This is a genomic window from Amycolatopsis nalaikhensis, assembly GCF_030264295.1.
Classification (GTDB): Bacteria; Actinomycetota; Actinomycetes; order Mycobacteriales; family Pseudonocardiaceae; genus Amycolatopsis; species Amycolatopsis nalaikhensis.
In genome coordinates this window covers 2,979,285-3,005,552 of the sequence record NZ_CP127173.1, presented here as the reverse complement: position 1 = coordinate 3,005,552, position 26,268 = coordinate 2,979,285, and the positions used below count along the sequence as shown (strand labels likewise).

Annotated in this window: 29 protein-coding genes; 8 read left to right on the top strand and 21 right to left on the bottom strand. The window is 72.0% G+C overall.

What is annotated here, in order from left to right:
- The first annotated feature begins 8 nt into the window (after positions 1–8).
- Positions 9–875, top strand: coding sequence for a LacI family DNA-binding transcriptional regulator (locus QP939_RS14830; protein WP_285457342.1), 867 nt, complete (start codon positions 9–11; stop codon positions 873–875).
- Positions 876–916: 41 nt separating this feature from the next.
- On the opposite strand, the gene QP939_RS14825 is transcribed toward QP939_RS14830, so the two are convergent.
- Positions 917–1,915, bottom strand: coding sequence for a glycoside hydrolase family 76 protein (locus QP939_RS14825; protein ID WP_285457341.1), 999 nt, complete (start codon positions 1,913–1,915; stop codon positions 917–919).
- A gap of 51 nt (positions 1,916–1,966) precedes the next feature.
- Between QP939_RS14825 and QP939_RS14820 the strand changes: the two genes are divergently transcribed.
- On the top strand, positions 1,967–4,102 hold the full coding sequence (locus QP939_RS14820; protein ID WP_285457340.1) for a molybdopterin-dependent oxidoreductase: 2,136 nt from the start codon (positions 1,967–1,969) through the stop codon (positions 4,100–4,102).
- A gap of 1 nt (position 4,103) precedes the next feature.
- Here the strand turns inward: QP939_RS14820 and QP939_RS14815 are convergent, their stop codons facing one another.
- The 15 genes from QP939_RS14815 to QP939_RS14745 all read right to left on the bottom strand — a co-directional run bounded on the left by QP939_RS14815 (position 4,104) and on the right by QP939_RS14745 (position 14,147).
- Positions 4,104–4,760: a TrmH family RNA methyltransferase gene (locus QP939_RS14815; RefSeq protein ID WP_285457338.1), complete on the bottom strand. Its 657-nt coding sequence runs from the start codon at positions 4,758–4,760 to the stop codon at positions 4,104–4,106.
- 14 nt (positions 4,761–4,774) lie between these two features.
- Positions 4,775–5,167, bottom strand: coding sequence for a DUF2784 domain-containing protein (locus QP939_RS14810; protein ID WP_285457337.1), 393 nt, complete (start codon positions 5,165–5,167; stop codon positions 4,775–4,777).
- Positions 5,168–5,430: 263 nt separating this feature from the next.
- Positions 5,431–5,976: an alkaline shock response membrane anchor protein AmaP gene (locus tag QP939_RS14805; protein ID WP_285457335.1), complete on the bottom strand. Its 546-nt coding sequence runs from the start codon at positions 5,974–5,976 to the stop codon at positions 5,431–5,433.
- 124 nt (positions 5,977–6,100) lie between these two features.
- Positions 6,101–6,595, bottom strand: coding sequence for a DUF6286 domain-containing protein (locus QP939_RS14800; protein ID WP_285457333.1), 495 nt, complete (start codon positions 6,593–6,595; stop codon positions 6,101–6,103).
- 26 nt (positions 6,596–6,621) lie between these two features.
- Positions 6,622–6,921, bottom strand: a complete 300-nt coding sequence (locus QP939_RS14795; RefSeq protein ID WP_285457332.1) for an Asp23/Gls24 family envelope stress response protein — start codon at positions 6,919–6,921, stop codon at positions 6,622–6,624.
- A gap of 2 nt (positions 6,922–6,923) precedes the next feature.
- Entirely contained in the window at positions 6,924–7,106 is a 183-nt protein-coding gene (locus QP939_RS14790; RefSeq protein WP_285457331.1) for a hypothetical protein, read from the bottom strand.
- Position 7,107: 1 nt separating this feature from the next.
- Positions 7,108–7,548, bottom strand: a complete 441-nt coding sequence (locus QP939_RS14785) for an Asp23/Gls24 family envelope stress response protein (protein ID WP_285457329.1) — start codon at positions 7,546–7,548, stop codon at positions 7,108–7,110.
- 82 nt (positions 7,549–7,630) lie between these two features.
- Positions 7,631–7,951 carry a hypothetical protein gene (locus tag QP939_RS14780; RefSeq protein WP_285457328.1) on the bottom strand — a complete coding sequence of 107 codons (321 nt, stop codon included), beginning with the start codon at positions 7,949–7,951 and terminating at the stop codon, positions 7,631–7,633.
- A complete protein-coding gene (locus tag QP939_RS14775; protein WP_285457327.1) occupies positions 7,948–8,310 on the bottom strand; it encodes an Asp23/Gls24 family envelope stress response protein in 363 nt (120 codons plus the stop codon). Before QP939_RS14775 ends, QP939_RS14780 begins: the two co-directional genes overlap by 4 nt.
- The gene (locus tag QP939_RS14770; protein WP_285457326.1) at positions 8,307–8,864 is read right to left on the bottom strand and encodes an Asp23/Gls24 family envelope stress response protein; all 558 of its coding nucleotides are present in this window, start codon (positions 8,862–8,864) and stop codon (positions 8,307–8,309) included. The genes QP939_RS14775 and QP939_RS14770 overlap by 4 nt, the downstream gene beginning before the upstream one ends.
- Positions 8,855–9,421, bottom strand: coding sequence for an RNA polymerase sigma factor (locus QP939_RS14765; protein WP_285457325.1), 567 nt, complete (start codon positions 9,419–9,421; stop codon positions 8,855–8,857). Before QP939_RS14765 ends, QP939_RS14770 begins: the two co-directional genes overlap by 10 nt.
- Before the next feature lie 80 nt (positions 9,422–9,501).
- Positions 9,502–10,065 carry an orotate phosphoribosyltransferase gene (gene pyrE, locus QP939_RS14760; RefSeq protein WP_285457324.1) on the bottom strand — a complete coding sequence of 188 codons (564 nt, stop codon included), beginning with the start codon at positions 10,063–10,065 and terminating at the stop codon, positions 9,502–9,504.
- Positions 10,066–10,092: 27 nt separating this feature from the next.
- Positions 10,093–12,540: an FtsX-like permease family protein gene (locus QP939_RS14755; RefSeq protein WP_285457323.1), complete on the bottom strand. Its 2,448-nt coding sequence runs from the start codon at positions 12,538–12,540 to the stop codon at positions 10,093–10,095.
- A complete protein-coding gene (locus tag QP939_RS14750) occupies positions 12,540–13,274 on the bottom strand; it encodes an ABC transporter ATP-binding protein (protein ID WP_285457322.1) in 735 nt (244 codons plus the stop codon). The genes QP939_RS14755 and QP939_RS14750 overlap by 1 nt, the downstream gene beginning before the upstream one ends.
- A 105-nt stretch (positions 13,275–13,379) precedes the next feature.
- Positions 13,380–14,147 carry an SDR family NAD(P)-dependent oxidoreductase gene (locus QP939_RS14745; protein ID WP_285457321.1) on the bottom strand — a complete coding sequence of 256 codons (768 nt, stop codon included), beginning with the start codon at positions 14,145–14,147 and terminating at the stop codon, positions 13,380–13,382.
- A gap of 70 nt (positions 14,148–14,217) precedes the next feature.
- On the opposite strand from QP939_RS14745, the gene QP939_RS14740 reads away from it, so the two are divergent.
- Entirely contained in the window at positions 14,218–15,150 is a 933-nt protein-coding gene (locus QP939_RS14740; RefSeq protein WP_285457320.1) for a hypothetical protein, read from the top strand.
- Here QP939_RS14740 and QP939_RS14735 read toward each other — a convergent pair.
- The 4 genes from QP939_RS14735 to QP939_RS14720 all read right to left on the bottom strand — a co-directional run bounded on the left by QP939_RS14735 (position 15,147) and on the right by QP939_RS14720 (position 20,521).
- On the bottom strand, positions 15,147–15,902 hold the full coding sequence (locus QP939_RS14735) for a type III secretion system chaperone family protein (RefSeq protein WP_285457319.1): 756 nt from the start codon (positions 15,900–15,902) through the stop codon (positions 15,147–15,149). The genes QP939_RS14740 and QP939_RS14735 overlap by 4 nt on opposite strands.
- A gap of 165 nt (positions 15,903–16,067) precedes the next feature.
- Positions 16,068–18,662: an ATP-dependent chaperone ClpB gene (gene clpB, locus QP939_RS14730; RefSeq protein ID WP_285457317.1), complete on the bottom strand. Its 2,595-nt coding sequence runs from the start codon at positions 18,660–18,662 to the stop codon at positions 16,068–16,070.
- Between the two features lie 96 nt (positions 18,663–18,758).
- Entirely contained in the window at positions 18,759–19,946 is a 1,188-nt protein-coding gene (locus QP939_RS14725) for an MFS transporter (protein WP_285457316.1), read from the bottom strand.
- Positions 19,947–20,035: 89 nt separating this feature from the next.
- Positions 20,036–20,521 carry a MarR family winged helix-turn-helix transcriptional regulator gene (locus tag QP939_RS14720; RefSeq protein ID WP_285457315.1) on the bottom strand — a complete coding sequence of 162 codons (486 nt, stop codon included), beginning with the start codon at positions 20,519–20,521 and terminating at the stop codon, positions 20,036–20,038.
- Positions 20,522–20,785: 264 nt separating this feature from the next.
- On the opposite strand from QP939_RS14720, the gene QP939_RS14715 reads away from it, so the two are divergent.
- From QP939_RS14715 to QP939_RS14695, 5 genes are all read left to right on the top strand, one after another.
- Positions 20,786–21,961: a globin domain-containing protein gene (locus QP939_RS14715; RefSeq protein WP_285457314.1), complete on the top strand. Its 1,176-nt coding sequence runs from the start codon at positions 20,786–20,788 to the stop codon at positions 21,959–21,961.
- Between the two features lie 299 nt (positions 21,962–22,260).
- On the top strand, positions 22,261–23,364 hold the full coding sequence (locus tag QP939_RS14710) for a globin domain-containing protein (protein WP_285459750.1): 1,104 nt from the start codon (positions 22,261–22,263) through the stop codon (positions 23,362–23,364).
- 53 nt (positions 23,365–23,417) lie between these two features.
- Positions 23,418–24,134: a dienelactone hydrolase family protein gene (locus QP939_RS14705; RefSeq protein WP_285457313.1), complete on the top strand. Its 717-nt coding sequence runs from the start codon at positions 23,418–23,420 to the stop codon at positions 24,132–24,134.
- A 145-nt stretch (positions 24,135–24,279) separates the two neighbouring features.
- Positions 24,280–25,035, top strand: coding sequence for a lytic polysaccharide monooxygenase (locus QP939_RS14700; RefSeq protein ID WP_285457312.1), 756 nt, complete (start codon positions 24,280–24,282; stop codon positions 25,033–25,035).
- The gene (locus QP939_RS14695; protein WP_285457311.1) at positions 25,020–25,565 is read left to right on the top strand and encodes a DUF305 domain-containing protein; all 546 of its coding nucleotides are present in this window, start codon (positions 25,020–25,022) and stop codon (positions 25,563–25,565) included. Before QP939_RS14700 ends, QP939_RS14695 begins: the two co-directional genes overlap by 16 nt.
- 272 nt (positions 25,566–25,837) lie before the next feature.
- Here QP939_RS14695 and QP939_RS14690 read toward each other — a convergent pair whose 3' ends face one another.
- Positions 25,838–26,263: a heat shock protein transcriptional repressor HspR gene (locus QP939_RS14690; RefSeq protein WP_285457310.1), complete on the bottom strand. Its 426-nt coding sequence runs from the start codon at positions 26,261–26,263 to the stop codon at positions 25,838–25,840.
- Positions 26,264–26,268: the final 5 nt, after the last annotated feature.

Here is a 26,268-nt window from a genome sequence, read left to right as displayed (position 1 = left end):
AGGGCTTTATGACCGCACTTTCGCCGGAGCTCCGGTTGTGGGACCCCCCGGTCACCTACCGGATCGGCGTCGCGATGGGTGTGCACGCGAACCCCTACTCGGGTGAGCTGCTGCGCGCGATCAGGGCGGCCGCGGCGCAGGCGGGGTGCGACGTCATGCTGGCCGACACCGGCGACACCGTGAGCGAAGAGGCCGCGGTGGTGCGCGCGCTGCGGGCGGACCTGGTGGACGGCGTGCTGCTGGTGCCGTCGGCCGGCGACGAAGCGGTGATCAACGGGCTGGTCCGGATGGGCGTGCCGACGGTGCTGGTCGACCGGATCGCCGCCCGCAACGACATCGACCAGGTGGGCACGGAGAACGTGCACGCGGTGGCGTCGCTGGTCCGCCACCTGACGTCCCGCCGCCACCGCAAGATCGGCTTGATCTCGGGCGACGAGGGCCTGGAGGTCAGCCGCGAACGCGTCCGCGGCTACCGGCTGGGGCTGGAGCAGGCGGGTCTGCGGTTCAACCGCGAGCTGGTGGAGTGCGGGCTGTCGACGTCGGGCGGCGCGGCCCGCGCGACGGCGAAGCTCCTCGACGGCTGGCCGTCCCCGACGGCGCTGGTGGTGGCGGACGAGTCGATGCTGGTGGGCGTCCAGTACGAGGCCCACCGCCGCGGCATCCACATCGGCTCGGAGCTGGCGGTGGTGGGGTATGGCGACATGGACTGGGCACGCCGGGTGAGCCCGGCGGTGACGACGCTGGCCCAGCCGGTCGCCGACCTCGGGCGGCGGGCGGTGCAGCTGCTGTTGTCCCGGATGGCGGACCCGGACCGACCTCCGGAGTCGGTCCACTTGACCCCGAAGTTCCTGCACGGCGCCTCCTGCGGCTGCTGACGCTCGTGAGTGAATAACAGTGTTAGAACACTGTTATTCACTCACGACAGCGTTGCCGCCGCCTCCAGGAGCATCCAGCCGCCCACTTGGACCGACATGTCCCGTTCCGGGGCGTCCTCCGGTAACGGCCACGGGGCCGGGCGGTCCCAGAACGCGCTGAACACCGGCCCCTCCGGCGTGGCGGCCGCGCCGGACCAGCAGGCGTCCGCGGAGCGGAGGACCAGCGATCGGGCGACGTCTGCCTCGGGGCCGGGGAGAGACCGCGCCGCCAGCGCCAGGTACCGCGCCAGGATCGCCGCGAACAACCCGCCGTCGCCACCACCCTGGCCGCGGATGACGCCGCCCGGTGCGCAATGGGAAGCCACCGCGCGCACCGTCCGGGCCGCGTTGTCCACTTCGGACAGTTCCAGGCATGCGCCGAGGTACACCCCTTGGCAATACGTGTAAATGTGCTTCACCAGCTCGCCGGTGTCCGCCCGGATCCCGTCCCACACCAGTCCGGTCTCCGGATCGACCAAAGTGGACGTCAGCCACGCGGTCATCTCCCGCGCGCGCTGGAGGTTTCCCGACCGGGCGTGGAAGATCGCCGCCGGGCCGTTGGCCGGGACGTTCTTGAAGTCGTCGCCGCGGCGCCACCAGATTCCGCCGCCCGCCGCGGCCGTCCAGCCCGACAGCAGCTGCGTGTCGATCGCCGCCACCGCCGGGCCGACGTCGATGCCCAGCGGCGAAACCCGTTGCAGCGCAAGGCCCAGCCACGCGATGTCGTCGTAGTAGTCGTTGGTCCAGCGGCCGAAGTTGCGCAACCGCACCGACCGCACGAACGACCGGATCAAGGCCAGCCGGGAAGGAGAAGGCGCGCGCAACTGCGCGTCGACGAGCGTGTCCAGCAGGTGCGCCTGCCACCAGTAGTTCCAGTGCCAGTGCAGCCGCTGGCCGGGCGACGCGGGCCAGCCACTGCGGCCCAGTACCGTGCCGGGCAGCGCCCACACCCGGCGCAGGTGCCGCGAGGTCACCGCGCGTTCGGCGGCCGAAACGTCCATGTCGCAATCGTGCCTTGCCCTTCGACATACCGCTCGGTATGTTCGGTTGCCATGACGACGGCCCACGTGACCTGCCCGCTGTGCGAGGCGACCTGCGGCCTCGAGGTCACCCTCGACGAGAACCAGCAGGTCACGCGCGTCAAAGGCGACGAGAAGGACGTCTTCTCGAAGGGGTACATCTGCCCGAAGGGCGCGTCGCTCGGCGCCCTGCACCACGACCCCGACCGGCTGGCCGCGCCGCTGCTCAAGCGCGACGGCGAGTTCGTCGAGGTCAGCTGGCAGGAGGCCTACGACGAGATCGACCGGCGCCTCCCGCCGATCCTCGAGCAGCACGGCCGCGACGCCGTCGCCGTGTACGCGGGCAACCCCGGCGTGCACAACATCGCGCTGACGCTCTACGGCCGCGTGCTCTACAAAGCGTTGGGCACCAAGAACTTCTACAGCGCCACGTCGGTCGACCAGATGCCGAAGCACTTCTCCGCCGGCGCCATGTTCGGCGACCCGCTCGCCATCCCGGTGCCCGACCTCGACCGCACGAAACACCTGCTGATCCTCGGCGCCAACCCGCTCGTCTCGAACGGCAGCCTGATGACCGCGCCGGACATCCGCGGCCGCCTGCGCGGGATCCGGAACCGCGGCGGCAAGATCGTCGTCGTCGACCCGCGGCGCACCCGCACCGCCGCGTTCGCCGACGAGCACCACGCCATCCGGCCCGGCACCGACGCCCTGCTGCTGTTCGCCCTGCTCAACGTCCTGTTCGCGGAGAACCTCGTCCAGCCGGGACGCCTGGAAGCGCACCTCAACGGCCTCGACGACGTCCGCGAGCTGGCCCGGCCGTTCACCCCGGAAGCCGTCGCCCCGCGCACCGGGATCGACGCGGCCGCGATCCGCCGGATGGCCCGCGAGCTGACCGCGGACAACGCCGTGGTCTACGGCCGGATCGGCACGACGACGCAGGCGTTCGGCACCGTCGCGAGCTGGCTCGTCGACGTCCTCAACGTGCTCACCGGAAACCTCGACGAGCCGGGCGGCGCGATGTTCCCGCTGGCCGCGTGCCAGCCGACCGGGAACCGGCGGCCGTTCGCCGTCGGGCGGTGGCGCAGCCGCGTGCGCGGCTACCCCGAGGTCGTCGGCGAACTGCCGGTCGCGACGCTCGCCGACGAGATCGAAACCCCGGGCGACGGCCAGGTCCGCGCGCTCATCACGGTCAGCGGCAACCCGTGCCTGAGCACGCCCAACGCCGGACGGCTGGCCGCGGCGCTCGAGCGCCTCGACTTCATGATCTCGGTCGACGTCTACCTCAACGAGACGTCGCGCCAGGCCGACGTCATCCTGCCCGGCCCGTCGCCGCTCGAACGCCCGCACTTCGACCTGGCCTTCTACCAGCTCTCGGTGCGCAACGTCGCCAACTGGACGCCGGCGACGCTGCCGACCGAGCTGCCGCAGGAGTGGGAGACGATGCTGCGGCTCACCGGCATCGTCACCGGTCAGGGCCCCGAGGCGGACGTCGCCGCGCTCGACGACTTCGTCGCCGCCGAGACCGCGCGGCGCAACGGGCTGGCGGTCACCGGGGACCGGACCGGGCCCGCCCGGCTCGTCGACCTGCTGCTGCGCGCCGGGCCGTACGACGTCACGCTCGCCGACCTCGAAGCCGCGCCGCACGGGATGGACTTCGGGCCGCTCAAGCCGCGAATTCCCGAGGTGCTGTGCACGGCGTCCGGCCGCATCGAGCTGGCCCCCGAGCCGATCGTCGCCGACGTCCCGAGGCTGTGCGCCGAGCTGGAGCGCCCGCTCGACGACGGCCTCGTGCTGATCGGACGGCGGCACCTCAGCTCGAACAACTCGTGGATGCACAACCTCGAGCCGCTGATCCGCGGCGGCAACCGGTGCACGGTTTTGGTGCACCCCGAAGACGCGTCGCGGCTCGGCCTGACCGACGGCGCGCTCGCGTCGGTGACTTCCCGCGCGGGCAAGCTGGAGGTCCCGGTCGAGGTGACCGACGAGGTCCGGCCGGGCGTGGTGAGCATCCCGCACGGCTGGGGCCACGACGTCGACGGCTCGCGGACGCGGGTCGCGCGCGCGAACCCCGGCGTCAACTCGAACCTGGTCGCCGACGAAACCCTGCTGGACGTGCCGTCCGGGACGTCGGTGCTGAACGGCATCCCGGTCGAGGTCGCCCCGGTGTGAGCTACCAGGCCTGGGTCAGGTCGGCGTGCTGCCGGATCCAGGCGTGCATGACGATCCCCGCCGCGACGCCCGCGTTGATCGACCGGGTCGTGCCGAACTGAGCGATCGACACCACCAGCGACGCCGCTTCCTGCGCCTGCGCCGACAACCCCGGCCCTTCCTGGCCGAACAGCAGCACGCAGTCGCGCGGGATGTCGGCCGTCTCGACCGGCTGGGAGCCGGGCGTGTTGTCGACGGCGACGACCCGCAGGCCCCGCTCGGCCGCGAACGCCACCAGGCCGGAGACGTCGTCGTGGTGGCGAAGGTGCTGGTAGCGGTCGGTCACCATGGCCCCGCGCCGGTTCCAGCGGCGGCGGCCGACGATGTGGACCTCGGCCGCGGCGAAGGCGTTCGCCGTGCGGACCACGGTGCCGATGTTGTGGTCGTGCTGGAAGTTCTCGATGGCGACGTGGAACGGGTGCCGCCGGGCGTCCACATCGGACACGATGGCCTCGCGGCGCCAGTACCGGTAGGCGTCGACGACGTTGCGGCGGTCGCCGTCCCGCAGCAGCTCCGGGTCGTACCGCTCGTCGGTCGGCCAGTCACCCGGCCACGGCCCGACGCCGACCTCTTCGCGGCTCACCCACTCGGTGGGTCCGACGTCGTGCGATGCGCTCACCCGTCGATTGTCGCCTAGCCGAGGTGGGCGGCGTGCGCGTGGGCGTCGCCGCTGTGGTCGCGGTGGCGCCAGCGCTGGTACGCGCCGACGTACGAGAGCACCAGCAGGGCCAGCGCGAAGACCGCGATCACCGGCAGGAACGAGCGCGGGAAGAGCGTGTCGTAGAAGTAGTAGGCGTTGAAGCCGCCGGGCAGGTCACCGAGGCCCTGCTGGTGGCGGAAGTAGTTCTCGAGGGCGGTCAGCGGGCACGGGATCGGCGTGATGTTGACGAGCACGCCCCAGATCGCGAAGAAGATGTGGACGAAGACGACCTTCGGCCAGCGCCACGCCAGGAACCCGCCGAGCCCGATGAAGAGCAGGGCGAGAATGTGCAGCATCACCGTCACGTCGGCCAGGAACTTCGCCATCACCCGCCCCCTTCACCGTCCCCCTACCAGCGACTTTACTCCGCGGAACGGATCAGGCCGCCTCCTCGGATGCCCAGCGGTGTGATGTTTAACCCACCGGAGCAGCGCGTTCACCTGGGCGGTGACGGGGGCGTCACGCCGGGTGGGAATTCCGGCGGGCGCTTGGCGGGGTACCGGGTGGGTGCCTCGCGTGGGTATTCGTTCGGTTTCTCCCGGTCGGGCTTCGTCCAGTCCGGGTCCGGTTCCGGCGGCTCGTCCATGGTTCAGACGGTACGCCGACCCCCGGTCTTCGTGGTCAGCCGAAGTTCCAGCCGGACGGGCAGGTCGTCGACCTCGAGGGCCTGCTTGAGCCGCGGCAGCGCGTGCTCGGCGATCCGCGGCCGGACGTCCCGGTCGGCGGTGACGACGAGGGACAGCTCGGGCGCCTCCCGCGGCCCGCTGAGCCAGGCTTTCGCGGCCCGGACGCCGTCGTAGCCCTCGATGTCGGCGGCGATGGGAGCGGCGACGGCGGCCGAGTCGAGCACGAGGGAGCCGTCGGCGTGGTCCGTGCGCCAGGCGACGGTCTTCGGCCGCCGGAACGCCTGCGCGGCCAGCCACCGGAGGCAGAGCAGCCCGAGAACCACGGAGGCGGCGATCGCCACCCAGAACACCCAGGTGGGCGGGGGTGCGGCGCCGGGAACGAGCGGCGCGGCCGGGTCGAGCAGGCGGAGCTTGCCGAAGTGAGTGGCGAGCGCGAACCCGCCCGCGGCGAGCAGGAGGAAGCCGATGAGGGCGAGGAGGGTCCGGTTGAGGGCGGCGGGCCGGTTCATCGCGCACCGCCCAGCCCCGCCGGTCCCAAGCGCCCCAACGTGGCCTTCGGTGCGTCTGACGCACCGAAGGCCACCTTGGGTGCGTCAGACGCAACCAAGGCCACATTGGGGCGCTTTGGGCCGTTCATCGCGCTCCTCCTCGTACCCGGACCCGCACCGCGGGCACCTTCGCCAGTCCCACCTGCTCCAGCTTCCACGAAACCGCCGTCCCCACCGCCTCGGCGAGGCCGTCCGTGTTCGTCCGGTTCGTCCGCACCTTCACCCTCACCTTCCGCCGCCGGAGCTTCACCGCCGTCGCCGCGACCCCGTCCACCCCCGCCGCTTCTGAGCGCAGCGAGGTCCGCAACCCGTGGCGGGTCGTGCCCGCCTCGACGCCCGGTACCGGCGACAGCGCCAGCACCACCGGCCGCCCCCGTGACACCGCCGCCGCCAGGAGCGCGAGACCCGTCAGAACCGCTGCCCCGCCCCCGACGAGCACGGGCAGTTCGTTCCACGTCGTCTCGTGCACCCGGCTCGCGACCGCCTCGAACGACAGCACCGGACGCTCGCCCAGCAGCCGCTGGACCAGCGCCGTCGCCACCAGCGCGCACGCCGCCAGCACCACCAGCGCCGTCAGCACCGCCGGGACGCTCCGCCGCGGCCGCCTCACCGGACTCGCCGCCTCGGCTCCGCCGGCCGGGACAGCGCGATCGTGATGTCCACGCGCCTCGTCGTCAGCCCCGTCAGCTCGGCCGTCCGGCCGAGCAGGTGCGCCCGGACCCGCTCGGCCGTCGCCTCGATCGGGGCCGGGTACGCCACCGGCAGCCGAACGTCCACAGTGGTCGCTTCACCGTCCACAGTGGCCTCGGCGGTGACGTCCCCGGCCACGCCGTCGACCTCGCGGGCGGCGCGCGCGGCGATCCGCCGCACCGCCCGCGGGGCCACCGTCGTCACTCCGCGTTCCACGGCTACCTCCGCTCGCGCGCGGCGCCCACGAGGGCCGACAGGTCGAGCTTGCCGTCGAGCCAGCGCCCGGCCAGCAGGCCGAGCCCGCCCAGCACGAGCACCGCCACGAAGACACCGAACCCGCCGAACCCCGCCGCGAACCCCAGTGCCAGTCCGTACAGCAGGCCGAGAAGGGTCGCGTTCACGTCACTGCACCCGGTCCGAGACCGCGGACTCGTCGTCGTCACCCGGGATGTGGACGTCGGTGACGTTGATGTTCACCTCGACGACCTCCAGCCCGGTCATCTGCTCGATCGCGGTGATCACGTTGCGGCGCACCGCCCGCGCGAGGTCCGCGATCGCGACGCCGTACTCGACGAGCAGCTGCAGGTCGACCGCCGCCTGCTTCTCGCCGACCTCGACCGACACGCCCTGGCCGACGCTGGCGGACGCGCCCGGGATGCGGTCGCGGATCGCGCTCAGCGCGCGGGCCGCGCCGCCGCCGAGGTCGTGCACGCCGGTCACTTCGCGGGCGGCCAGCCCGGCGATCTTCTGGACCACCGTGTCGGCGATGGTGGTCGTGCCCTGCTTGGTGACGAGGGCGGTCTCGGTGGTGGCCACCGTGTTCTTCTCGGCCGTCGCGGTCATCGCGTTCCTCCCTGGATGTCCTGTGCCTCAAGGCTTTTCGCCTTGTTCGTAGGTAAGGACCCGGGAGGAGGGAGATCGTCACTTACCCGTTCGTGTGACGTGGGTCTCCGGCGAACGCCGCGCCGTCGAGGTCGGTGACGACCAGCCGCAGCCGGGCTTCCGCCCACTCCGTGCCCGCCAGCACCGGGCGCACGGCCTCGGCCGCCCGGTCCAGCAGCGGCGGGATCGGCAGCCGCGTCGCGATCAGGCGGACCTGGACGACCTCCGCCGAGAGGTCGACGGCCATGCCGTCCCAGTCCACCGGCAGCCACGTCGTTTCGGGCGACACCGGCGTCGCCGGGCGGAGGCCGTCGATCTCCTTGAGGGCGCCGACGATCCGCTCGACGGCTTCGGCCGCGGTCACCGGGGCGCCGGCTCGATGTCCATGATGGACACCGAGACCTCGTCGACGACCAGGCCGGTCTGCTCGCTGACGAACCGCGTCACCGAGCGCTGGACCGCGCGGCCCACCGCCGCCGCCTGGTCGGCCGCGGCCGTCACCAGGTCGACGTGCACCGTCACCCGGCCGTCCGCGGTGCGCACCCGGACGCCGTCCGCCGGCGCCGGGTCGAGGCCCTTCCAGCGCTGGCGGGCCGCGCGCGTCCACGCCGTCACCAGGCCGCGCAGGCCCGGTTCGAGGCGCACCACACCCGGCGTGGCGATCGCCGCCCGCGCCGCCACGCTGGCGATCACCGGATCGGCGACGACGTAATCAACGCTCATTCCCCTGGCTCCCCATACACGTCGTCCACGAGCAGATCGAGCTTCGCCAGCGTCAGGCCCACCCGAGCCGCGGCCGCCGCGGTCACCCGCTCCCGCACCTTCGCCAACGCTTCACCGCCGTCGACGTTCCGCAGGCTCACCGCGAGGGTGAGTTCGACTTCGACGACGCCTTCGCCGTCCGCGCGGAGCCGGCAGCGCCGGGCCCGGACGCCGTCCACGGTGTCCGCCGCGTACCGCAGGACCGCCGCCACCGCCTGCTCGCTGATCTCGACGAGCCCGGGTTCCGGGGTCGGCAGCGGCACCATCGAGCCGCGCCGCACCTCGGCCCGCACCGCCGACATGATCCGGCCGAACAGGTCCGGCGACGGCGCGTCGTCCTCGGCCACCAGTTCCGCGGTGACCTCGCGCAGGGCCAGCAGGCTCTCGCGCGCGGCGCGGCAGTGCGGGCAGGTCAGCTCGTGCTCGTCGGCCAGCCCGGCGCCGACCGCGTCGAGCCGCTCCCACACCTGCTCGACACCGCGTTCGCAGGGCAGCTCGTAGTCCGTCATCGCCATGGCTTCATCACCTCCGCCAGCTGTGCCCTGGCACGCGCGATCCGGCCGCGGACCGCGGTCGCGTTCGCGCCGACCACTTCGCCGATCTCTTCGTAGGACCGGCCGTGCACCTCGCGCAACAGCCAGCACGCTCTCTGCTCGGGCGTGAGCTCCGCCAGCGCCGCGTTCAACGCCGCGAGCTGCCCGCTGACCTGCGCGGCCCGCTCCGGCTGCAGATCGGCCCGCGGCGACTCGGCCGCGTCGAGGTCGACGTCGGCCTGGGGCCGCCGCGCGCGGATCGCGTTGAGGCAGCGGTTCGTGGTGGCCCGGTAGAGCCAGCCGACGAACGCCGCGTCCTCGCCGAGCTGGTCCAGCTTGCGCCAGGCGTTGAGGAACACCTCCTGCACGACGTCTTCGGCGTCGCCGCGGTGGGCGAGCATCTTCACCGCGAGCCGGAACATCGGGCCCTGGTAGCGCAGCACGAGCTGCTCGTAGGCCCGGACGTCGCCGTCCCGCGCGCGCCCGACGAGGGTCGCGTCGTCGAGCGGCGTACCGGGCTCCGCGCTGGTCGTCGTCACGGCACCTCCTCAGGGGGAGGACACGGGAGCGCGGAAAACGTCACGGGGTGATTGTCGGTGACCTGGGTCACCGGGGCGAATCAGTCCAGGCCGAGGTCGTCCTTGCCGAGGATGTAGCGGTACTCGAGGCCTTCCTTCTCGATGGCCTCGCGCGCGCCGGTGTCGCGGTCGACCACCGTCACGACGCCGACGACGTTCGCGCCCGCTTCGCGCAGGGCCTCGACCGCCGTCAGGACGCTGCCGCCCGTCGTGGACGTGTCCTCGACCGCCAGCACTCGCTGGCCGCGGACCTCCATGCCCTCGATGCGGCGCTGCATGCCGTGTTCCTTCACGGCCTTCCGGACGACGAACGCGTCCAGCACCACGCCGTCGGACGCCGCCGAGTGCAGCATCGCCAGCGCCACCGGGTCGGCGCCGAGCGTGAGGCCGCCCGCCGCCACGTAGTCCCAGTCCGCCGTCAGCTGGCGCAGGAGCTTGCCGATCAGCGGCGCGGCCGCGTGGTGCAGCGTCGCCCGCCGGAGGTCGATGTAGTAGTCGGCTTCCTTGCCGGAGGCCAGGGTCACTTTTCCGTGCACCACGGAAAGATCGGTGACCAGCCTGGCCAGTTCGAGTTTCGCCGCTTGATCCAACCCGGGGTTCGCCACGGCCGTGAGTCTTACACACGGCCGTCCTCACTCCCCGATCGATGTGGCGTCCACCGCACGGCCCCGGGTCGCCGCCCAGGCCGGGACGAGGATCGCGCCCAGCGAGAGCACCACGGCCAGCGCGAGCACCACCAGGTAGACCGCCAGTGGCCCGGACGGGAGCAGCGATCCGGTCACCACGAGGCAGAACGGCACGATCGCGCCCGCCGCGACGACCGTCCCGAGCAGCACCGCGATCGCCGCGATCAGGCCGCCCTCGATGCCCGCCATCCGCAGCACCTGGCCGCGGGTGAACCCGCTCAGGCGCTGCAGCCCGAACTCGCGCCGCCGCCGGGCGGTCGCCATCACCAGCGTGTTCACCACCGAAATCACCGTGTACGCGATGATCATGCCGACGAGCAGGTAGTTGACCCACGCGCCGATCTCGTTGCCCTTCGCGTGCGCCGCGATCAGCGTGTCGCGATCCCCGACCGACACCGGCGACCCGGCCGTCGCCTCGCGGAGGCGGGCGGTCAACGTCGCCGTGTCGACGCCTTCGGCCGCACGCACCAGCAGCTGCGGTGCCAGCCCGAGCGTCGTGTGCGGGGCCAGCAGCCCGGCGGGCAGCACGAGCCGTTCGAACCCGGGGCGCTGGTGCTCGACGGCGGTCACCCGCACGTCCACCGGCGTCCCGTCGCCCAGCCGCAGGGACAGCGTGTCGCCGACGCGGCGGTCCAGGGTGTCCGGCACGACGACGGCGGTCCCGGACAGCTCGCTGACCCCGAGCGCGGGCCAGCCGTCGTCCGCCTGCCCCGAGTCGAACGGCTTCTCGATGAACACCGTGCTCGTGACGTACTCCGAAGCGCCGGCGACACCCGGGACCGCGCTGACCCGCGCCAGCACCGACGGGTCCAGCCCGCCCAGCCCGGCGACGACCGCGTCCGCGCGCAGGTCCTCGGTGAACGCCTGGTTCGAGACGGCTTCCTGGGTCGTCTGCAGGTAGATGTTGGCGGTCGCGATGCCGACCGCGAGCATGATCGGGGTGACCGCGCCCGCCGTCCGGACCGCGCCGACGCGGGTGTTGCGCAGCGCGATCCGGCCGTTGACGCCGGTGATCGCCTGCACCGGCCAGCGCAGCAGCATCGCCGTCACCTTGGTCACGCCGGGGCTGATCGCCGCGACCCCGAACGCCCACAGCATCACCGCCGGACCCGCCGTGCTGGCCGCGACCGGGCCGGTCATCACGGCGACCGTGACGATCCCCAGCGCGGTGCCGCCCGCGAAGCACAGGATCGCGGTGACCAGCCGGATCGGCGTCAGCCAGCGCCGCTCGACGGCGGCTTCTGCGAGCGCCTCGGTCGGGCGGACCCTGGAAGCCCGTCGTCCGGCGACGAAGGACGCGGCCACGACGGCGAGCAGCGACGCGCCCGCGGCGACCGTCGCGGGAAGCCAGCCCTGCTCGAACCGCAGCACGTCGGGGACGACGTGGTTCGCCGCGAGCTGGCCGAACAGCCAGTTCCCGAGCACCGGGCCGAGCGCGACCGCCGCGCCGACGGCCAGCAGCCCGACGACGAGCGCCTCGCCGAGGACCATCCGCCGCAGCTGGCGCGGGGTCGTGCCGATCGCCCGCAGCAAGGCGAGTTCACGCTGGCGCTGCTGGGTCGACAGGGTGAGCGTGCCCGCGACGACGAACACCATGACCATCGCCGACAGCCCGCCGGACACCGCGGCCAGCACGACCAGGTCCTCGCCGCTCTTGCCGACCTCGGGGAACTCGAAGACACCACGCTCGACGCCGGTCGCCACGACCCCGGCGTCCCCGACGGCCGCCGTCACCGCGGCGACGTCCCCGCCGAAAACGCCGATGGTGTCGAACTTCCCGGGGTGACCGGACAACCGCGAAGCGTCCGAAGCCGCGAAGAACAGCGCGGAGTCCCGCATGGCCTGCGGTGCCTCGGCGACTCCCGAGACGCGGTACTCGCCGATCACGCCGTGCGCCGCGACGGGCACGGTCGCCCCGATCCCGATCCCCAGCCCGGCGTCCACGACGACTTCGCCCGGCTTCGGCGGCTGCCCGCTGAGCGCATACGGCGTCAGCACGGCGGAATCCCACGCGTGCCCGAAGGCGCTCGCCGCACCGACCTGAGCCGGGAAGCTGACCTCGCCGACGACGTCCGTGACGCCGGGGACCGCGCGCAGGCGATCGGCCAGCGCCGCGTCGAGCCGGACGCGCTCGGGCAGCGTCGCGTGCTCGAACTTCTGCTTCTCGTCCGGGTCGCGGGTCGCCGGGTCCTCCTCCGGCAGGGCGAGCGCCTGCTGCCCGCCGACGACGATCGGCGCCGCGGCCAGCCGCTGCACCGGCGTCTCCGACCGGATGCCCGTCTCCATCAGGCCACCGCACGCCGAGACGATCAACGCGCCGAAGAACACGGCGACGAACGTCGCCAGGAAGCCGCCCTTGCGCAGGCGGAGGGTCCGGAGCGCGAGCTTGAACATCAGGCCGCCACCCGGCCCCACGCACCCAGGTGGGTCATCCGCTCGGCGACGGCTTCCGCGGTCGGGTGGACCAGGCGTCCGGCGATCCGGCCGTCGGCCAGGAACACGACCTGGTCGGCGTAGGACGCGGCGACCGGGTCGTGCGTCACCATGATCACCGTCTGGCCGGACACCCGGACGGAATCGCGCAGCAGGCCGAGCACGTCGGCGGCGGTGCGGGTGTCGAGGGCGCCGGTCGGCTCGTCGGCGAACAGCACGGCGGGGTCGGTGACCAGCGCCCGAGCGATCGCGACGCGCTGCTGCTGCCCGCCGGAGAGCTGGCCGGGCAGGTGCTTGCGGCGCCCGTCGAGCCCGACGTGCGCGAGGATCCGCGCCACGAGCCGCTTGTCCGGGCGCTTGCCCGCCAGCTGCAGCGGCAGCACGACGTTCTGCTCGACCGTCAACGCCGGGAGCAGGTTGAACGCCTGGAAGACGAAGCCGACGCGGTCGCGCCGCAGCTTCGTCAGGTAGGTCTCGTTCTTGCCGTCGAGGTCCTGGCCGTCGAGCACGACGCGGCCCGACGTAGGCCGGTCGAGGCCCGCCGCGCAGTGCAGGAACGTGCTCTTGCCCGACCCGGACGGGCCCATCACCGCCGTGAACCCGCCACGCGGGAAGGAGATCGAAACCCCGTCCAGCGCGACCACGCCGCCGTACTCCTTGCGCACGGCCTCGAGCCGCACCGCCTCAGTCGTCATGGGGAAAACGCTAGGGAGACGGCGCCCCGATCACCCTGGTGCGCGCGTGCGTCTTCGGGGTGGGGACAGCCCTACTGCGTCACTTTCGTAGGGAAAGTTGCGCTTTCAGGTGCGGCCCTTGCCGCCGAAGCCGCCGCTGATCCGGCGCAGCACGGCGCGGGGCAGCAGCCCGCCGATCGCGACGACGGCCTTGTACTGGAAGCTCGGCACGGAGATCACCTTGCCGCGGCGGAGGTCCGCGAGCGCTTCGTCAACCACCTGTTCGACACCCAGCCAGGCGATTTTCGGGCCGGGTTTGCCGATGCCCGCCCGTTCGTGGAACTCGGTCGCGGTGAACCCGGGGCACAGCGCCATCATCCGGACGCCCTTGGGCAGCGACGCGGCGATGCCTTCGGTGAACGACGTGACCCAGTTCTTGCTGGCCGTGTACGTCGAACCGCGGCCGCTGAAGAAGCCCGCGACGCTGCTGACCTGGATGATTTCGCCGTGACCGCGCTCGATCATGCCCGGCAGGACGGCGCGCGTCAGCCGCAGCACGGCGGTCACGTTGACGTCGAGCTGGCGCTGCAGGGCGTCCGGCGGGATGGTCCAGAAGTCGCCGTTCAGCCCGAACCCGGCGTTGTTCACCAGCAGGTCGACCGGTCCGGCGGCGAGCCGCTCCTCGACCGCCCTCCGTCCGTCCACTTCGGACAGATCGGCGGGCAGCACCTCGACCGCGACACCGTGCTTTTCCCGCAGCTCAGCGGCATACGCCTCGAGCCTGGCGGCGTCCCTGGCCACGAGCACCAGGTCGTACTTCTCGGCGGCGAGCTTGCGCGCGAACTGCGCGCCGATGCCCGCGGTGGCTCCGGTGATCACAGCGGTGGTGGTCATGTGAGTGAACCATACCCGCTGGTCAGGACCTCCGGGTGCAGCCGAACCGCCCCCGGGCTATCGTCCGCGCATGGGTAAGCACAGCAGGCGCAAAAGCGGCTACCTGCCCAAGGTCGCCGCCGGCGCGGCGCCCGTCGCCCTCCTCTTCGCGGCCCCCGCGACGGCGCTCGCGACCCCGTCCGAAATCACCCTGCCGCTCGACCACCGGCACGACGGCACGCTCCAGCGCGACCTCACGACGGCGGGCCAGGACGGGACCACCGTCGTGCGCGAGACCCTGACCGCGACCCGCCACGACTTCCTCGCCAAGGAGGTCGCCGGGGCCGTCGTCGTCAACGACGTCTCGGAGTCCGCGACCACCCGGCGCGAGACGTGGCAGACCCCGGCCTCCGCGGCCGAGCAGGAGACCGAGGCGGTGGCCAGGGGGAGCCGGCACAGCCTGCGCCTCGGCGACGTCGCCGCGACGACGGCCAACAACCAGCGGCTCGCCCACGGTGCCGCGCGGGACCTCACGCTGTCACCCGGCGTGGCCGGGTCGGTCGAGCGCCGGGTCGGACTCGGTGAGGGCACCAGCCACGGTGTGTGGCTGGCGGACGACGTCGACGTGCTGAGCCAGAACGCCGAGCAAGTCGACACCGGCCTGCGCGGCACGTTCACCGGCGACCTCGACGGCGCGCTGTCGGTCCGCCGGTCGTCCGGGCAGGCCGTCGACCTCGGGCCGGTCGGTGGCCTCGGGACGACGTCCGAGCAGCACGCGAGCGGCCAGTTCGCCGGCGTCCTCGACGTCGGGCAGAAGCACGAAGTGGGTGGTCAGCTGGGCCCGGCCTCGGGGTGGGCGACGACGACCGAGTCGCTCGGCCCGGCCGGACCGGCGGGCTCGATCCGCGGCGACCTCGGCGTCGACCACGTGGTCCACGCCGAAGCCGGCACGACGTCGGTGCGCGGCACCCTCGACCGGTCGGCCTCGCTGAGCGTGCTCGACCAGCGGCTGCTCGGCCTCTAGCTCGGCGAACCCGGCGGGTCCGCCGGCGGCTGCTGGACCGGCGTCCCGGCGGCCGGGGTGGGCGGGTTGCCGCCCGGGATCGGCGCGCTCGCCTGGTGGCGGCCCGCGTCGTAGTCCTCGTCGAACGGGTCGACGATGTCCGCGATCTCGCCCAGGTCCCGCAGCAGCCGCTCGAGCCGCGACGGCCCGGCGGTCGGGACGACGCTGGCGAGCACCCATTCGTTCTCGAGCCAGGCCACGCCGACGTCGCCGCCGAGCTGGTCCGCGGCGTCCACGAGCTCCTGGGTGATGACGACCCGGGCGCCGTCCGCGTCGTCGGCGAAGGCGTAGCGCGAGCCGATCGGGCCGAGCATCTCGGGCATGTCGGCGCGCTGGAACGGCACGCTGGACAGCCACATCTCGATCGGGATCCGGTGCTTCTTGTTGCAGCGCACGGCGACGACGACCGCGGGGATCTGGCCCTCGGACTCGATGTCGAAGATGAACACCGGGCGGCGGCCGTCGGAGGTGAAGGTCGAGCCCGCGACGACGTTCACGGCGGCGTCCGCGCCGAAGTAGCCGATCGCCCCGCCGGACCACTGCTGCGGCAGCCGTTCGTCCTCCTCGACGAACTGCCAGCCGCGCAACTGCGCCCAGCGCATCCGTTCGCGGTTGCGCGAGCCCTCCTTGGCCCGGTCGGCCGCGAGCAAGCCGAGCCCCGCGACCAGCGCGACGGCGGCGATGACGAACCAGATCCACGCCGGAATACCCACGACCGCCAGGGTATCGCCTGCTACGCCGAAGAGATGATCGCCGGTCCCCGTGTCGCCGCGCCCGTTCGGACCATTTCCGCGAGCAAGTCGACAAATCTCCACTATGGACGCGCCCGCTCGTGAGTGTTTAGGGCGGTTCTAACCGCCCTAAACACTCACGACGGGTCAGGCGCGGGTGACCGTCAGCGAGTCGCCGGCCTCCAGCGCCGGGATGTCGACGCGCACCGTGTCGCCGTCGCGGATCTCGCCGGACAGCAGCTCCTTCGCCAGCTTGTCGCCGATCGCCGACTGGACCAGCCGCCGCAGCGGGCGGGCGCCGTAGATCGGGTCGAAGCCGTTGAGGGCGAGCCACTCGCGGGCGCCGTCGGTGACGTCCAGGTGGAGCCGCCGCTGCGCCAGCCGCTTGGCCAGCCGCGCGACCTGGATGTCCACAATGGACGTCAGCTGCTCGGTGCCGAGCGAGTGGAACACGACGATGTCGTCGAGCCGGTTCAGGAACTCCGGCTTGAACTGCCGCTGCACCACCTGCAGCACCGCGTCCCGGCGCTGCCGCTCGTCGAGCGACGGGTCGGCGATGGCCTGCGAGCCGAGGTTCGACGTCAGGATCAGGATGGTGTTGCGGAAGTCCACCGTCCGGCCCTGGCCGTCGGTCAGCCGCCCGTCGTCGAGGACCTGCAGCAGCACGTCGAAGACGTCCGGGTGGGCCTTCTCGACCTCGTCGAGCAGCACCACCGAGTACGGGCGCCGCCGGACGGCCTCGGTGAGCTGGCCGCCCTGGTCGTAGCCGACGTAGCCCGGCGGGGCACCGACCAGGCGGGCCACCGAGTGCTTCTCGGCGTACTCGCTCATGTCGATGCGCTGCATCGCGCGCTCGTCGTCGAACAGGAACTCCGCCAGCGCCTTGGCCAGCTCGGTCTTGCCGACGCCGGTCGGGCCGAGGAACAGGAACGAGCCGGTCGGGCGGTCGGGGTCGGCGACGCCGGCCCGGCTGCGGCGCACCGCGTCCGAGACGACCTGCACGGCCTCCTGCTGCCCGATGACGCGCCGGGTCAGCTCGTCCTCCATCCGGAGCAGCTTGCCCGTCTCGCCCTCCAGCAGGCGACCGGCCGGGATGCCGGTCCACGCGCTCACGACGTCGGCGACGTCGTCCGCGCCGACCTCCTCCTTGAGCATGACGTTCTGCTGGCTGGCCTCGTTCGCCGCGGTGGCCGCCTCGAACTCCTTCTCCAGCGCGGGGATCCGGCCGTAACGCAGCTCGGCGGCCTTGCCGAGGTCGCCGTCGCGCTCGGCGCGCTCCGACTCGCCGCGCAGCTGCTCGAGCTGCTCCTTGAGCTCGCGGACGCGCTCGATGGAACCCTTCTCGTTCTGCCAGCGCGCGGTCAACGCGGTCAGCGTCTCGCGCTTCTCGGCCAGCTCGGCACGCAGGGCGGCGAGGCGCTCCTTCGACGCGGAGTCCTCCTCCTTCTCGAGCGCCATCTCCTCGATTTCCATGCGGCGCACGGCGCGCTCGACTTCGTCGATCTCCACCGGCCGCGAGTCGATCTCCATGCGCAGCTTGGACGCGGCCTCGTCGACCAGGTCGATGGCCTTGTCCGGCAGGAAGCGCGCGGTGATGTAGCGGTCGGACAGCGTCGCGGCCGCCACCAGCGCGGCGTCCGTGATCCGGACACCGTGGTGGACCTCGTAGCGCTCCTTCAGCCCGCGCAGGATCGCGATGGTGTCCTCCGGCGACGGCTCGCCGACGAGCACCTGCTGGAAGCGCCGCTCCAGGGCGGCGTCCTTCTCGATGTGCTGGCGGTACTCGTCGAGCGTGGTCGCGCCGACCATCCGCAGCTCGCCGCGGGCGAGCATCGGCTTGATCATGTTGCCCGCGTCCATCGCGCCCTCACCGGTCGCGCCGGCGCCGACGATCGTGTGCAGCTCGTCGATGAAGGTGATGACCTCGCCCGCGGAGTCGGTGATCTCCTTGAGCACGGCCTTCAGCCGCTCCTCGAACTCACCGCGGAACTTCGCGCCGGCCACCATCGACCCGAGGTCGAGGGCGACGACGCGCTTGCCGCGCAGCGACTCGGGCACGTCACCGGCCACGATGCGCTGGGCGAGGCCTTCGACGATGGCCGTCTTGCCGACGCCCGGCTCGCCGATCAGGACCGGGTTGTTCTTCGTGCGCCGCGACAGCACCTGCACGACGCGGCGGATCTCGGTGTCGCGGCCGATGACCGGGTCGAGCTCACCGGCGCGGGCGCGCTGGGTCAGGTCGACGCCGTACTTCTCGAGCGCCTTGAACGTGCTCTCCGGGTCCGGGCTGGTGATCCGGGCCGAGCCGCGGACCTTGGCGAACGCCTCCTGCAGCGCGTCCGGCGTCGCGCCGTGGCGCTTGAGCAGGTCAGCGACCTGCCCGCCCTCCGTGGCGAGCCCGACGAGCAGGTGCTCGGTCGAGACGTACTCGTCGCCCAGCTCGGTGGCGAGCTTCTGGGCGCGGGTCAGCGACTTGACGGCGAAGGTGTCGAACTGCGGGCTCGACACGGTCGCGCCGGTCGCCGACGGCAGGGCCGCGATGAGCGGCTCCAGCTCCTTGTGCACCACCTCCGGGTCGGCCCCGACCGCGGTCAGCAGCGGCGCGGTCAGCCCCTCACCCTGCGCCAGCAGGGCGCCCAGCAGGTGGGCCGCCGACACGTGCGGGTTGCCGGCCATCGTGGCCGCCTGCGCCGCCGACGAGATCGCCTGCTGGGTCTTCGTGGTCGGGTTGAAAGCGTCCATCCCTCACCTCATGCTCGGTACTTCAAAAGTCCAGGTGACAGGCCTGACAATGGCCCGTCACTATCCCTAACGCACGAAAACTTGAGTCTGTTCCGCTCAACTCTGACCGGGGGCGACAGCGCTCGCCGGCAGCCGCGGTCCCAGTGTGCCGAGCCCGGCCACGGCGAGGGCCGCGCAGGCCCCGACCAGCACCCAGGGTAACCAGTCCGCCACCGAGAACAACGCGACCACCGCGGGCGCGATCACCTGCGCCACGGTGAACGCGTACTGGTACGCGGCGAGATAACGGCCGCGGGCCACCGGAGGTGCCGCGGCTTCGGCGAGCGCCCCCGAACGCGGGCCGAAGACCAGGTCGCCCGCGGCGAACACGAGCGTCGACACCAGCAGGTAGACCGCCTGCCAGCCGTCCGGCACGAGCAGCACGCCCAGGCTGACCAGGCACCACCCGGCGAACAACGCCGAGCCCGCCCGCATCGCGGCGATCCGGGTCAGCCGGGCGGTGAGCCGCAACGCCAGCGTGCCGCCGACGCTGGTCAGCACGGTCAGCAGGGCGAGGATCGCACCCGGCAGCCAGGCCGGGCCGTGCAGCCGGTCGAGCACGAACACCGGCGTCCCGATCAGGAAGAAGTCGAGCGAGAGCCCGAAGAGCCCGCTGAACAGGATCAACGCGAGGTAGGGCCGGTCGCGCAGCACCTTGACCGACCGTTCGCTCTGGTGCCGGTGCGGCCGCGCGAGCTGCACGAACAGCGCGAGGATCAGGGCCGCCACGAAGAACGTCGCGACGTCGGCGACGAGCGCGATCCGGTACCCGCCCGCACCGAGCCAGGTCAGCAGCGCGCCCGCCACGAGCGCACCGAGGCCGAAGCAGCCGGCCCGCACCATCCCCACCTCGGCGAACGGCCGATCCTTCGGGACGTCGCCCGCGACGTCGGCGATCAGGACGAACAGGGAGCTGTAGAACAGCTGCTGCCCGGTGGCGAGCAGGACCGCGGCGACGACCACCGGGCCCGCGCTGTCCGCGAGCAGGTACGCGCCCGCGCCGGCGGCCTGCAGGAGCTGGGCGCCGATCACGACGGCCCGCGGCCCGACGCGGTCCACAAGCCGCCCGGCCAGCGGCGGCACGACGAGGCCGCCGACGGTGCCGAGCGTGACGGCGGTGCCCGCCACGGCCAGCGGCACCCCGACCACCTGGGTCACGTAGACCAGTGCCAACGGGAGGAAGAGACCTGAGCCGAAGTTGTCGATCCCCAGCGCGCACAGCAGTGCGACCCGGCTACGCGTCACGTTCCGACGTTAACGCCGCCGAACACCGCGAAGTCAGGACCGAACGGAGATTTTCCGCGCCCCGAATGCCACTTCGAGTGGTCCCGGTGTCACTTGGTCGTGTCGGCGAGGCAGGCGGCGCTGCCCAGTGCGCGGCGGAGGTCGGTGTTCATCTCCGCGAGCCGCGCGGTGAGGTCGGTGACGCGCTCGTCGTCCCAGTCGCCGAGCGCCTGCTCCATGAACTCGAGGTAGTTGGCACGCCAGCGGGCGAGCTCGGCCCGCCCCTTCTCGGACACGCTGACCAGCGACGCCCGGCCGTCTTCGGGCGCGGGACGGCGGTCGACCAGCCCGGCGGCGGAGAGCTGCGAGATCTGCCTGCTGACCACCGACAGGTCGACGTACCGGCGTTTCGCCAGCTCGGACGGCCGCGCTTCGCCGTTCTTCGCGAGGTCCGACAGCAGCATCGCGGCCGCGGGGTGCAGCGCGGGCTGCTCCTGCCAGGCCTGCATGATCCAGGCGTGCTGGAGCTGCGAGGCCGTCTTCAGCTCGCGCATGAGCTCGACCCGGACGTCGTCGTCGGTGTCGTCGAAGCCCATCGGGACCTCCTGCCAGGGCCATTACTTGTGTAATACAAGTTTATTGGGGAACGCTTGCGCGGGCAAGGATCGGACCGGTGAGGTCGCCCACGCCGACGGCCGGGGTGATACACCCGGTCGGAGCAACAATGCGGGCAAAAGGCCGCCCGGCGGCTAACCTGCGGACGGGCCGCGCGCACGGCCCGTTCGAGTGACGTTGAGTGACGAGGTGGCAGCAGTGGCGAAGGACCCCGGAGGCGGTCCCCGACCCGTGAACAACCCGTCATGACCGCCGATTCCGTCAGCCCGCTCCCCAGGTCCTCGGCCCCGCGTGAAGCCCCCGCGGCGGTCACCGCGATGGTCCGGCTCATCCGGGACAGCTGGGCCAAGTCCGAGCCCTACATCGCGGAGATCTCGCAGTTCTTCTACGGGATGCTGTTCACCCTCGCGCCGACCACGCGCGACTTCTTCCCGATCAACATGGAGATCCAGCGCGGCAGGCTGGTGCGCGCGCTGGTGCACATCGTGCAGATGGTGGACCGGCCCGACGACCTCGCGCCGTTCCTGCAGCAGCTCGGCCGCGACCACCGCAAGTTCGGCGTCGTCCCGCGGCACTACGAAGCCGTCGGCACGGCGCTGCTCGCGTCGCTGAAGAACCACCTCGGCCGGGAGTGGACGCCCGAGGTCGAGCGGGCCTGGGCCGAGGCGTTCACCATCGCCGCGCGGGCCATGCAGGACGCCGCCGCGGCCGACCAGAACCCGCCGTCGTGGCAGGCCACCGTCGTCGAGCACCGGCGGCTGACCTGGGACCTCGCCCTGGTCCGGCTGCTGCCCGACCAGCCGGTGCCCTACCACCCCGGCCAGTACGTCAGCGTCGAAGTCCCGCAGCGGCCACGGCTGTGGCGCTACCTCTCGCCGGCCAACGCGCCGCGCGAGGACGGCGGCATCGAGTTCCACGTCCGCGCGATCGACGGCGGCTGGGTCTCGCGCGCCATCGTCAGCCACACCCAGCCCGGCGACGTCTGGCGGCTCGGCCCGCCACTCGGCCGGATGACGGTCGACCGCGAACGGTCACGAGGCGTCCTGATGGTCGCCGGCGGCACCGGCGTGGCGCCGCTGCGCTCGATCCTCGACCACCTCGCGCTGTGGGGCGAAAACCCGAAGACGCGCCTGTTCTACGGCGGGCCGAGCCGGGAAGACCTCTACGACCTCGAAGAACTGCGCGCGCTCGCGGCCATCAACCCCTGGCTGACCATCACGCCGGTGGTGGAGCGCGGCGGCGACGTCCCCGGGTTCGAGCAGGGCACGCTGGCCGAGGCGGTGACGCGGTACGGCGCCTGGCCGGAGCACGACATCCTGGTGTCCGGCTCGCCCGCGATGATCCGCGCGACGGTGTCGCGCATGCTCGTGGCGGGCAGCGCGCTCGACCAGATCCAGTACGACCCGTTCACGATCGACTAAACGGGGAAATCCGTTTCTTCGCAATTTCGCGAAGATCCTTTGTACGCTGCGCCAGATCGACTTGACCGCACGTGGTGGAAATTGCTCCGTTCGAGCGGAACGTGCGGGATCACGCGCATCTGCACGGGAATGCGCCTACAGTCGGGAACCCTCGGGGGCGGCACGTGACGGCGAAGCCGCATGCACGGTGTGAAAATCCTTTGCACGACTGGAGATTACCGTTCCCGATGAGTGCCGAATCCGTGAAGATCTCCGCGCTGCCCAAGACCGTTCCCGTTTCGGCAGTGGAAGGTCGCGAGCTGGCCCGGTTGATCCGTGAAAGTTTTGCCGCGGTCGAGCCGAAAGCCGACGAACTGGCGCAGTACTTCTACGGCGCGTTGTTCGTGGTCGCGCCCGATTGCCGGGACTTGTTCCCGGCCACCATGGCGAACCAGCGGAGCCGGTTGTTGCGCGCGCTCGTGTACGTGGTGCAGATGGTCGACCGGCCCGACGAGCTCGCGACGTTCCTCGGGCAGCTCGGCCGCGACCACCGCAAGTTCGCCGTCGTCTCCCGCCACTATGACGCGGTCGGCGTCGCGCTGCTGGCGGCGTTGAAACGGTTCCTCAAGGAGAAGTGGACCCCCGAGGTCGAGGCCGCGTGGACCACGGCGTACGGGCTCATCGCCAAGACCATGCGCGAGGCGGCCCAGACCGAGACGGGTCCGGCGTCGTGGGCGGCGACGGTGCTGGAGCACCGCAAGCTCTCCCGCGACGTCGCCCTGGTCAGGGTGCGCACCGACGGGCTGCTGCCGTACCGGGCCGGCGGCTACGTCAGCGTCGAGGTGCCCCAGCGGCCCCGGCTGTGGCGGTACCTTTCGCCGGCCAACGCGCCCCGCGGCGACGGGCAGCTGGTGTTCCACGTGCGCGCGGTGCCCGGCGGCTGGGTGAGCGGCAGCATCGTCAACCACACCCGGCCGGGCGACGTCTGGCGCCTCGGCCCGTCGATGGGCGTGCTCAACGTCCGGCCGACGACCACGAAGCGGCGGCTGCTGATGATCGGCGGCGGCACCGGGATCACGCCGTTGCTGGCCATCCTCGACGACCTGGCGCGCTGGAAGCGGAATCCGCCGGTGCACCTGTTCTTCGGCGGCCGAAGACCGGAGGACCTGTACGCGCTGGACGACCTGCGGCGGCTCGCGGCGACGTCGAAGTGGCTGACGGTCACCCCGGTCACCGAGGAGGGCGCGCTGGCCGGCGGCGACCGCGGCACGCTCGCGCACGCGGTGACCCAGCGCGGCACCTGGGACGACCACGACGTCCTCGTATCCGGGTCGCCACCGATGATCCAGGCGACCATCGCGAAGCTGCTCGCCGCCGGGTTCGAGCTGGACCGCATCGCCTACGACCCGTTCACGCTGGACTGAGGAACTCTCAGCGCACCGGACGCACCGGCCGGAATCTCGCTATCTTCACCGATATGGAGATGACTATTCCGGTTTCGGACGGCACGATCGGCGGCTACCTGGCGGAGCCCGCCGGCGACGGACCGCACCCCGGCGTGGTGCTCATCCACGACGCGTTCGGGCTCAGCCAGGACACGAAGACCATCACCGACCGCTTCGCCGCCGAGGGCTACCTCGCGCTGAGCCCGGACCTGTATTCGCGCGGCGGCATGCGGCGGTGCCTGCGTCAGGTGTTCTCGGACATGTTCGCCCACCGCGGCCGCGCGTTCGACGACATCGAGGCGTCGCGCGCGTTGCTGGCCGACCGCCCGGACTGCACGGGCCGGATCGGCATCGCCGGGTTCTGCATGGGCGGCGGCTTCGCGCTCGTGGCGGCGTCGCGCGGGTTCGACGCGTCCGCGCCGTACTACGGGCAGCTGCCGAAGAACCTGTCCGTGCTCGACGACGCGTGCCCGGTGGTCGCGAGCTTCGGCAAGAAGGACTTCTCGTTGCGCGGCGCCGCGGCGAAGCTCGAGACGGCGCTCACCGAGCGCGACATCCCGCACGACGTCAAGGAGTACCCGGGCGCCAGCCACGGGTTCGCCAACAAGATCGAGGTCGCGGCGCCGGTGAACCTGCTGCTCAAGGTCGTCGGGTTCACCTACCACCACGAGGCGTCGGAGGACGCGTGGCGCCGGGTGACGTCGTTCTTCGGCGAACACCTGCAGCAACCGGCCCGACCTTCGCACTGAGCCGAGTGGGGCAGCGTTTTCGCCGAACGGCTGTACTTCGTTGACCGTTGTGCCCGATTCGCCTTATGGTCTAGACCACATCTTCCCCGGATGTGCTCGTTCGCCCTCCCTCCGGAACAACGCTGTTCCCCCTCGAGGAGCCGAAATGACCTGGAAAAGAACGCTCTTCGCGGCCGCTGCCGGTGCGCTGTTGGCGCCGGTGCTGGTCGTCGTCCTCCCCGCCACCACCGCGAGCGCCCACGGTTACATCTCGGACCCGCCCAGCCGCCAGGCCAACTGCGCGGCCGGGAAAGTCCCGAACTGCGGCGACATCGTGTACGAACCCCAGAGCGTCGAAGGGCCCAAGGGCCTGCGCAGCTGCGACGGCGGGAATTCCCGTTTCTCGCAGCTGTCCGACGAGTCGAAGCCGTGGCCCGCCAAGTCCGTCGGCACCACGGTGACGTTCAACTGGGTGTTCACCGCCCGGCACGCGACGTCGAACTACGAGTACTACATCGGCGGCACGCGCGTCGCGAACATCCCGGGCAACAACCAGCAGCCCCCGTCGACGGTGTCGCACCAGGTGAACCTGGCCGGCTATTCGGGCCGGGTGAAGGTGCTCGCGATCTGGAACATCTCCGACACGGCCAACGCGTTCTACAGCTGCGTGGACCTCCAGATCGGCGGCGGCACCCCACCGCCGACGACGACCACCCCGCCCCCAACCACAACGCGGCCGCCCACGACGACCCCGCCGCCGACGACCCAGCCGCCATCGGGCGGAACGTGGTCGGCGGGCACGGCGTACAAGGCGGGCGACATCGTGACGTACGGCGGCGCGACGTACCGCTGCCTCCAGCCGCACACCGCGATCGCGGGCTGGGAGCCGCCGAACACCCCGGCGCTGTGGCAGCGTCAGTGAAGGTGCTCTTGGCCGTCGTCGCGCTGCTGCTGACGGGTTGCAGCGCGACGGCGGCCCCACCCACCCACAACGCGGCCGACGTGATGTTCCTGCAGATGCTGATCCCCCAGAACCAGCAGGGCATCGACATCGTCCGCTTGGCGGCGGGCCGCCCGCTGCCCGCGCCGCTCAAGGAGCTGGCGGCGGCGATCGAGGTGACGCAGCGGACCGAGATCGAAGACATGAAGAACTGGCTCCGGGCGTGGAACGAGCCCGAAACGATGAGCACGGACCCCCACGCGCACGCGGGCCACGGCGGAATGAGGACGACGGCCCCGGACGTGGTGGGCGCACTCCGCACGGTCCCGGACGGCTCGTTCACACGCCAGTTCCTGGACGTGCTGACGGGCCAGCAGCAAGGAGCGGTGGAGCTGGCCCAGACGGAGAACGGCCCGGGCGGCGGAATCAACGCCCAGGCCCGCGACCTGGCCCGAAGGGTGATCGACTCCCGCTCGGCCGAGGTGAAGGAGTTGTTGAACACCAAGGCATGACGTCCCCCGCGGCGCGGGCCGCGGACAGCCAGGAGGGGCTGCCCGCGGCTTGGCGTCGGGCGGAGTTGGCCGGGCCCGCTAGCGATTCTCGCCGCCCAGCGCGGGCGCCCTGCAAGCCCGGCTCCCACCGCCCGGTCGGACCTCGCAGGCCTTGGTCATCGTGACCAGTGAGCGATTCCCGCCGTCCCAGCGGCCCTCGCCGCCGCGGCCTGCCCCCTCTGATGCGCGAAGGCCTCCCCGGGTGCCCGGGGAGGCCTTCGTCGTCGGCGTGGTCAGCGGCGCTTGGGGCGCCAGACCACCATCGCCGTCTGCTGGTTGAGCGGCACCAGGTCGCGGCGGTAGGACGCGTGCGCCGCCGCCGCGGCGTGTTCCGCCGCCGCGTACGCCGCGGCCAGTTCCTCCGTCAGCTCCGTTATCCGGGACCGCAGCGCGTCGACCTGGTTCTCCAGCTCGATGATGCGCTTGATGCCCGCCAGGTTGACACCGTCCTCTTGGGACAGTCGCTGGACCTCGCGCAGCAGCGCGATGTCCCGCATCGAGTAGCGCCGTCCGCCGCCGGCCGTGCGGCCCGGCGACACCAGACCCTGCCGGTCGTACGTGCGCAACGTCTGCGCGTGCATCCCCGCGAGCTGGGCCGCCACCGAGATGACGAACACCGGGGTCTCTTCGTCGCCCCCCTGGGGCATCCCGCCGAACATCCCAC